The organism is Bacteroidales bacterium (assembly GCA_012517825.1).
In the GTDB taxonomy this organism is placed as follows: domain Bacteria; phylum Bacteroidota; class Bacteroidia; order Bacteroidales; family JAAYUG01; genus JAAYUG01.
The window spans coordinates 1-8910 of sequence record JAAYUG010000021.1; the positions used below are offsets into that span (position 1 = coordinate 1).

Sequence of the window (8910 nt, forward strand, 5' to 3'; positions counted from 1 at the left end):
CAGAAAAAGAGATGTAGACGCTGGTCTTACTGAACTCATTGACTGGTGGGCTCCGGGAAGTGCTTTGAATACCGGTCTGATGCGGTTTGCCGATGTGCTCCTTCTGGCTGCCGAATGCCAGGCTGAAACCAATTCAGGCGATCTCGGACTGGCCTTTGTTAACCAGGTGCGTGAACGGGCTTCTCATTCCGTTGTCAAATTTACTGACGGTACACCAGCCGCCAATTACCAGATAGGACAATATACGAGTTTTCCTGATAAGACGTATGCCCTCAAGGCTATCCGCTATGAAAGGAAACTGGAACTGGCTATGGAAGGTCACCGCTTCTTCGACCTGGTTCGCTGGGGTACAGCACAGGCCGAGTTGAATGCTTACATCAACAAGGAAAAGAATAAGAGACAGCAATTCGTTGGAGCCAGCTTCGACGTTCCCTGCGATCTCTACTTCCCCATACCTACCACGCAGCTTGAACTGGGAGGTGGTGTGATTAAACAGATTAACGAAGGAGCAGGTTGCGCTTACTAATGCCTTCCTGGTATACGATAAAAAAGAGGCTGCTTTCAGGCAGCCTCTTTTGTTTTCATCCCGTTGACCGCGCTTATTTTGCAAACGTCGGTAAAGTGTTTTCCGTGCTTCCGTTATGCGCGTATTCCTCCAGTTCCTTTTCCTGAACATTCAGGGCATAGATTTCATCATGCTGGCTCAGATCAAGACCAAGGCTCTCACTTTGCTTTGATACCCGCACAGGTATAAACAGGTTGGTAAGTTTATACAGCAGATAGGAACCCACAAAAACATACAGGCCTACTATAACAATGGCAAGGAGATGGTAGAGAAACGTGCGGGGATTTCCGAAAATTAATCCTGCTTCTCTGGCAAAGATACCGGTAAAGATCATACCCATTATCCCTCCTACTCCATGGGTGGGGAAAACATCAAGGGCATCATCAACTGAAGTTTTGTTTTTCCAGTGAACGGCAATATTGCTTACTACAGCGGTAGCTGTTCCTATAAAGAGGCTGGCTCCGACGGAAACATAGCCGGCAGCCGGGGTGATGGCTACCAGCCCGACAACAGCTCCGATACAGGCACCCATAGCTGAAGCCTTACGACCGCGCAGTGTGTCAAAAAACATCCAGGCAAGCATGGCGGCAGCCGAAGCGGTATTGGTATTCAGAAACGCTTCAACGGCTACTGAGTTGGCGGCAAGAGCCGAACCGGCATTGAATCCGAACCATCCGAACCACAGCAGGGCTGTGCCCAGCATCACAAAAGGAATATTGGCCGGGCGGTAAGCAACTTTATGTTCGGCCCGCTGGCCAAGAAACAATGCCCCTGCCAGGGCTGCAACTCCTGCGGCCATGTGTACCACTGTTCCTCCTGCAAAATCAAGAACCCCCAGCCGGCGCAAGAATCCATCGGGATGCCAGGTCCAGTGGGCCAGGGGGGCATAGATAATAACCGACCACAAAACCATAAAAAGCAGATAGGCTGAAAACTTAACCCTCTCGGCAAAGGACCCTGTAATCAAAGCCGGTGTGATGATGGCGAATTTCAATTGAAAAAGAGCAAACAATGCAAGGGGTATTGTGGCGGCAAAAGCCGGTTCGGGCTGCCCCCCCACATTCCTGAACATCAGATACGTGAATGGATTTCCGATAACTCCTCCCAGGTCTTTTCCGAACGCAAGACTAAAACCCACCACTACCCAAACAATGCTGATAACCCCCATAGCCACAAAGCTTTGTAGCATAGTGGAAATGACGTTTTTTGTACGTACCATGCCCCCGTAAAAGAACGAAACACCGGGAGTCATTAAAAGTACCAGACCAGTGGCACTGATAATCCAGGCAATATCTCCGGCCGATAAGGCAGAATCCGTCCCCCCTGCTTCACCACGGGGTAAGAATGCTCCGGCTAATGAAACGGCTGCCAGAGCAATTGAAAATACGAGCCATTTTCTTTTTACTTTCATGATTAAAAAAGTTAAATATTAATAAAAACACCCCTATTAAATACAACTACAAAATTAAAAAAATATTAAATATTCAATATAACCCCCATAAAATGAATAGTATTTTTAAAAAAATAATAATTTCAATGGAGTAAATTTTTAGTGAGTTAAGTATGTAAACAAGTTCCTGCAGTTGGATAAATTCCTCAGAAATGCTTGCCGGCCAGGGCAAAACAGGGGAGCAAGGGCAGGCAGAGAAGGAAGTGGGGTTTAAGGGGCAACGCCCCTTGCCTGATCCCATTTTCTAACCCTTAATCCGTTTTCACTCCGCATGCATAATCCTGCAGAATCCCGCAATTGCAGAAGAAAAAACATCAATGTCTTTGCCGTACTGCTTCGTACAGAAGTATTCCTGCGGCAACGGAAACGTTAAGGGAAGCGGTTTTTCCCAGCATGGGAATGCGTACAAGGTGGTCGGCCATGCGCAAAAGATCGTGGCTGATGCCCGTATCTTCCGCGCCAAGAACTATAACCGACGGTAAGGTATAATCAACCGATGTATAAACCTTTTCGGCTTTTTCGGTAGCGGCAATAATCTGAAGACCTGATTCCCGCAGATAAACAAAGGCAGTGTGAAGCGATTTCACCCTGCACACCGGAATATGATGCAAAGCTCCGGCTGAAGTTTTTACTGCATCGGCATTCACACCTGCATGTCCTTTTTCTCCAATAAGAAGGGCATGCGCTCCTGCACATTCGGCTGAACGCGCTATGGCTCCAAAGTTTCTTACATCGGTGATATGATCCAGTGCCAGCACCAATGGTACTTTACCCTGTTCGTAAAGGGAGGGAATAACCTTCTCGAGATCATAATATTCAACTTCCGAAACAAAAGCGATAACTCCCTGATGGTTTTGACGGGTAATGCGGTTCAGTCGGTCGGCCTGGACAAACTGATACGGTATATTATGCTTCCTCAGGGCGATGAGAAGTTCTTCCAGATTCTCGCGCAGGGTATTTTTAACCAGTACCCTGTCAATCTGCCTTCCTGCATCAATGGCTTCGAGCAGGGGTCTTATGCCGTAGATAAAAGGTGTATTGGGCTTCATTGGGTTGTGAAAACTTTTCCCGACCTCCATGAATCAACAGCCTGGCGCCAATGGGGCGAAGGTTCGAGGTTGCGGATAAGAACGAACAGATTTTCGGTAAGCGGACTGGGTTTATAACGAAAGGTAAAAACGACCTTCCTGCCTGCTTCCGTAAAATAGGTCCATTCCTCCTGGTTGTCAGTTTTCAGCATGGTACGGGGAGGGCCGTAAACAACATAAATCATACCCCGGTCGGTTTTCCAGCCTTCCCGGTCGGCTGTGAAATAATAATTGGCAAAGAATACCCTGTTGTAATAGGCCCGTATCAGATCGCGCGCCGTCTGAATATTATCGCCGCAGGTCAGCCAGAAATTATCCACCGCAGCCTTGGGATTCGGATTTTGTTCAATGGCTTTTTGTTCAGGTCCTGAGGTAAGGTAGGCAAGGGGCGGTATCATCTGGGCAGGTGTTTTTATTTCGGGGTAATGTTCACCGGGGCAGAGAAGCGTGAATCCGTCGAAGCTCATGGTGTCGGCGCGGAAATGAAACAGGCCTGTTCGGGTGGTATCGAATACCAGGGTATCAGAGAGGGCAATTTTCCAGACACTGTCAGGCCTGATCAGAAGATTTTTCGGTGTTTCGGAAGAAAATACCGGCAGGGGCAAGGGCTGGCTTTTCCGGTACCACTGGACATATACCGAATCAATACCTCCCGGTCCATAGCGCAGAATAATATTCCGCCCTGCTGCTACATAGGGTTTCAAAACCGGATAATGGGAGGTGGGTGTAAAGGCCATGAAATACTGCCTTCCGTTGCGGTCGGTCTTATCGATCCGAAGAAATGTCTGCATGGACTTGTTGCGCATATTGTCATAAGTAAACAGCCGGAGTGTGTACTGGCGTCCGTACCGGCAGCGAACCGGAAATACCGTGTAGTAGAGTCCGTGCAGTTTGTTTTTTTCCAGCTCGGTTTTGTAGGAACCGCTATCGGCCAGCTTCCGTGAGGTTTCCTTTTCATACAGTTCATAGATCTCATAGTGGAAGCGGAGGGAGGTAAGAAACCTTCCCTCGGGGTTGGCCTGGTTAAACAGCAATTCCGATTGGGGAATGCTGATATACAGGTTCGAAATGGAATCATTCAGATGCAGAATCCCTGCTTCAGGATGAATGGCCGATTCGGCAGGATTGTACAGGAAAGCCAGATTAAGAGCCTCCCGCTTCAGAGGAAGGGGAGATGAAACCGGCGCCTGCCGGCAGGAAAAAAATACAAAGCCTACCATAAACATAACTGCAGGCATCTTTCCTGAACGGAAAATAGATTCAGGGAACAATTTACTGACCTTCATTGGAATTCTTTATCTGTTCCGCTTCGGTGTGCAGACTGGTCCACCGTTCCATTTCTTCCTGCAGCTGCACGTTCAGCTTTTCAAAGGTAGTATATAAATCGGTATTTTCAGTGCTATGGCTGTGGGGAATATTCTCTGATAATTCTTTTGTTATGTCGTTGATCTGTTTTTCGAGTACAGAAATGCGTTCTTCGGATTCCTGTATCAGGGTGTTAATTTTGCGAAGCTTTCGTTCCGTTTCCTTTTTCTGCCGGTATGCTTCTCTGGATTGTTCTTTTTCCTGATCTTCTTCCTTCAGTTTTTTTACGGATTCCTTTTTCTGATTGAGTTCGTTGAGCGAGGCAAGTTTCCTCCGGGCGAGGAAATCGGAAATGTCGCCCTGGTACTGGTGGATTGAATGATTGCGGAACTCAAAAATTGCGGTAGTAAGTCCATGCAGGAAGTCCCGGTCGTGTGATACAACAATCAGCGTTCCTTCGAATGCCAGCAGAGCCTGCTTGAGAATGTCTTTCGAACGCATGTCAAGATGGTTGGTGGGCTCGTCGAGAACCAGCAGGTTGTGAGGTTCCAGAAGGAGTCTTACCAGGGCAAGCCGTGACTTTTCGCCACCTGACAGGACCTTGACTTTTTTATCAACGGCATCTCCGCGGAAAAGGAAAGCTCCCAGAAGATCACGAAGGCGGGTGCGGATTTCTCCCTTTGCTATCTGGTCGACGGTTTCCCAGACGGTTTTTTCGGGCTGAAGCAGTTCATCTGTATTCTGGGCAAAATATCCAATGCTCACATTGCGGCCAATTTTCAGCAGGCCGGAATAATCTGTTTCTCCCACAATGATTTTGCTGAGGGTAGTTTTTCCTTCTCCGTTTCGGCCGATGAATGCGACTTTCTGGCCCCGTTCGATGACAAAATTCAACCGGTTGATAATGAGGGTGTCGCCGTAATATTTGGTTAGATCAACAGCTTCCAGGACAATGGTTCCGGAACGGACAGCCGAGGGGAAACGAATGTCGGGGTAGTCATCATCTTCTTCCTCGGGTTCAATTCGCCCGAGCTTTTCGAGCATTTTTATGCGCGACTGCACCTGAACAGCTTTTGTGGCTTTGTAGCGGAAGCGTTCAATAAAACGTTCCGTGTCTTCGATCATTTTCTGCTGGCTGGCTGCGGCGGCATTCTGCTGTTCCCTGCGTTCCCTGCTCAGAACAACAAATTCGGAATAGGGTACGGCATAGTCGTATATTTTCCCCTTTACGATTTCAATGGTTCGCCGGGTCACATTATCAAGAAAAGTACGGTCATGGGAGATGATTACCGCTGCTCCCCTGAAGCCGGCAAGGAATTCCTCAAGCCATTGGATGGACTCAATATCAAGATGATTGGTCGGTTCATCAAGGAGAAGGAGGTCAGGATCGGAAAGCAGGATTTTGGCGAGTTCAATCCGCATGCGCCATCCGCCGCTGAACCAGGATGCAGGGCGGTCGAGATCTTCTCGTTGGAACCCAAGTCCTGTGAGTACTGTTTCTATGCGGCCCTCCATCGTTTCGCTGCCCAGGATGGCCAGCCGCTCATGAAGAAAGACCGATTTGTTCAGTAAGTTGTGGTAAGCATCAGAGGTATAGTCTTTCCTCAGCGATATTTCCCGGTTCACCTCCTCCAGTTCCTGTCTTACAGCAAGCACTTCGCTGAAAGCCAGCTTCACTTCCTCCCGCACCGTCCGCACATCATTGTGCGTCATTTCCTGGGGAAGATAACCGATGCGCAGTCCGGAGGGCTTTTCAATTTTTCCTGCCGAGGGTTGTTCCAGTCCGCAGATAATCCGGAGAAGGGTTGTCTTTCCGGCTCCGTTTTTCCCGGTCAGGCCAATGCGGTCCTGGGGCCTGATCAGGAAAGAAACCTCCTTCAGCAGTTCAAAACTGCCAAAATGAACGGATATATTCTGTACCGAAACCAAGGAGTGTTGCTAAAAAGTGCAAAGATAAAGAGATTTTATCGTTACTATTTAAAATGATAAATCCCTTCCGGTGGATTTTTATCTGATGGGAGGAACTGCTCTAAGAAGAGCCTATCTGCCTCACCGGTATTCTGATGATCTTGATTTTTTTGTGAACAGGTCTATTGTTTTATTATTTACCAAAGGTCTGGCCCATATTCCGATGCTGAAAATATACCCCAGGGTGAGGTAAAGGAACAACATCCCGAAACGAAGGCCGAAGAGGTCGGCCAGGCCTCCTATGATGAGAGGAACCACTGCCCCTCCTGCTATTCCTGTGCACAGAATGCCGGCAAAGGTACCCTGGTGGCTGGGGAGTGAATTCAGCCCCAGAGAAACAATAATCGACCACATTACGGAAGCAAAAAAGCCGCAGAGCGGAAAGGTGACCAGGGCAACTTCTTTGGGCCCGAACAGTGAGAGGCTCAGAGTGATAATGGCGCCGGTGGCAAAGGTCATAAGGATTTTACGGCTGTCAAAAAGCTTCAGCAGCAGCAAACCCAGCAGGCAACCTACGGTCATAAGTCCCCAGAAAAGGGATATTACCCTCGCCCCTGTAGTTTCAGGATCCACCTGATGATAAGTCTGCAGAAAACGCGATGTCCAGTTGGCTATTCCCTGTTCGGTTCCCACATAGGCAAAAATGCCGATGAAAAACAAAATCACGGTGCGCTTCCGAAACAGCTCCCACAAAATGTTCCCGGTTTCAATTTTTTCGTCTTCTTTCAGTTCAACTTTTGGAAACCTGACAAACCAGATAATAAGGATCATAACCAGTGCTACAATGGCAAAAATCCAGTATACCGATACCCAGGTAAGGTTTTCGGGTACAAGACGGTTGAGCAGGTTGATGAGGACCCCTTTATCTGTTTTGTGGACATGCTGTACCAGGTAGCTGTACATGAGCGGGCTGAGAAAGGAGGCCGAACCAAAAAACAACTGGGCAAGAACCGAGTTAAAGGCAAAATGTTCCTCCCCTCCGGCCACCCGCAGCAGGGGATTAATGACTACCTGCAGCATGGCCATTCCTATTCCGATGAGGAAAAGCGAAGTGAGAGCTACCCCGAACGATGGCCTCAGAGCGAAAAACAATGCACCGGCAAAGGCCAGAACAAAGGCGGCCAGCAATACCGGCTTCTCGGTATATTTTTCGGCCATTACGCCGGCCGGAATGGACATTACCCCATAGGCAACAAAGAACGAAAAGGGCAGAAATCCTGCCAGCCCCGTACTCAGATGAAATGAATCAATCAGGGCCGGGACAATAGGCCCCAGAATGTTGGTCAGAAAGGAAATGGCAAAAAAGATGACCAGTATCAGAACAACAATAAAAATATTCCGCTTCATGGTTATTATTATTCAATCGTGAATTGTGCAACATTCCAGCCAGCTACTTCAATAACGGGTTTGCCGCCCTGCAGTGAACGGGTTTTGTATTGAACCGTAATGCTTTTGCTGCTGCCGGGAAGCAGCGATACATAATTATCTGACCAGTAAACAGGCAGAATCAGTTCGTTGGTAGCCCGATTCTTCAGCTTCAGTTCCGTGAAGAAGGCAACCACCGGCGAAGCATTTTTCAGGGTAATGGTGAGGGTGGTCATATTATCCTTTTCGGCACTGGTGGTTTTTCCTTCCAGGGTGGCGGCCGGCATGCGGTTCAGGGCAGTAAAATCAGCAAAGGAGGAATTGGGTGTGACAAACCATTCCGATTTTGCTTCGTCCAGAACATCTTCTTTTGCCGATAACCAGTAGAAGTTTTCGCTGACCGGTGAGCCCGAATCGTCGGTAAGGCGCAGATTCAGAAAATAAACTTTAACATCGGGCTGCATAGCGGGCAGATCATACACTTTTCGTGAGCTATATTCCTGTATTTCGGTGGTAACCGAATCATTCAGAAGCAGGTTGCCTTCCAGACCAAAAACCTGGATGGCGAGCCGGAGATTCTTCTTTGGCTGATACAGGTCGTTCGAAAGGTAGATACCATGATCCCCGTAGTTATAAATAGCATGAACGGGTTCACATGCTTTCATGGTACCAAAAAATGCACTGTTGGGAGTGAGGTAGTAATCATAGAGCTGCCAGTAAAGTTTTGGCCAGGCGGCGTTGAGCATCCACTGGATGATCCCTGTGGCCTTTGCCTTGTTGACGGCAAACGCTTCGAACATGGGACGGATGGCTTCATAGTTCATCAGCTGGGCTTTCTTCACAAACTCTTTCAGATCCCGGGAAGGCCCATAGCGCATATCCATGGCATGCCGGTAACGGTTGATGGTATTGAATTCGTTTCGTCCGCAGTGGTAATCCCAGTAATCATTGACAGGCCACATTTTACCGGAGGGAAACATTTTCTGCAGGGTTTCAATGGGCGGAATCTGCGGTCCGGGGCCTGTCTCGGTATTGAATCCGTAGGCACCTCCATGCAGGGTATCCACGTACCAATAGTTGGGCGTAACATAGTCATAGGGTCCTTCCATCTTCACTCCGGTTGGGCCGGAAACTTCGCTGGTTCGTCTGGAGCAGGAACCCAGGGTTGG

General features: G+C 48.5%; 7 protein-coding genes. 1 reads left to right on the forward strand and 6 read right to left on the reverse strand.

Annotated elements, in window-relative coordinates; genetic code table 11:
* A partial coding sequence (locus GX419_01440; protein NLI23354.1) for a RagB/SusD family nutrient uptake outer membrane protein occupies window positions 1-526 on the forward strand: 526 nt, incomplete at its 5' end.
* Between the two features lie 73 nt (window positions 527-599).
* Here GX419_01440 and GX419_01445 read toward each other — a convergent pair.
* The 6 genes from GX419_01445 to GX419_01470 all read right to left on the reverse strand — a co-directional run.
* Entirely contained in the window at window positions 600-1976 is a 1377-nt protein-coding gene (locus GX419_01445; GenBank protein NLI23355.1) for an ammonium transporter, read from the reverse strand.
* Window positions 1977-2329: 353 nt separating this feature from the next.
* Entirely contained in the window at window positions 2330-3064 is a 735-nt protein-coding gene (rlmB, locus tag GX419_01450) for a 23S rRNA (guanosine(2251)-2'-O)-methyltransferase RlmB (GenBank protein NLI23356.1), read from the reverse strand.
* Entirely contained in the window at window positions 3061-4389 is a 1329-nt protein-coding gene (locus tag GX419_01455; protein NLI23357.1) for a GWxTD domain-containing protein, read from the reverse strand. Before GX419_01455 ends, rlmB begins: the two co-directional genes overlap by 4 nt.
* Entirely contained in the window at window positions 4376-6337 is a 1962-nt protein-coding gene (locus tag GX419_01460; protein NLI23358.1) for an ATP-binding cassette domain-containing protein, read from the reverse strand. The genes GX419_01455 and GX419_01460 overlap by 14 nt, the downstream gene beginning before the upstream one ends.
* Before the next feature lie 120 nt (window positions 6338-6457).
* Window positions 6458-7723: a sugar MFS transporter gene (locus tag GX419_01465; GenBank protein ID NLI23359.1), complete on the reverse strand. Its 1266-nt coding sequence runs from the start codon at window positions 7721-7723 to the stop codon at window positions 6458-6460.
* 8 nt (window positions 7724-7731) lie between these two features.
* The coding region (locus GX419_01470) for a glycoside hydrolase family 2 (protein NLI23360.1) at window positions 7732-8910 on the reverse strand (1179 nt) is incomplete at its 5' end.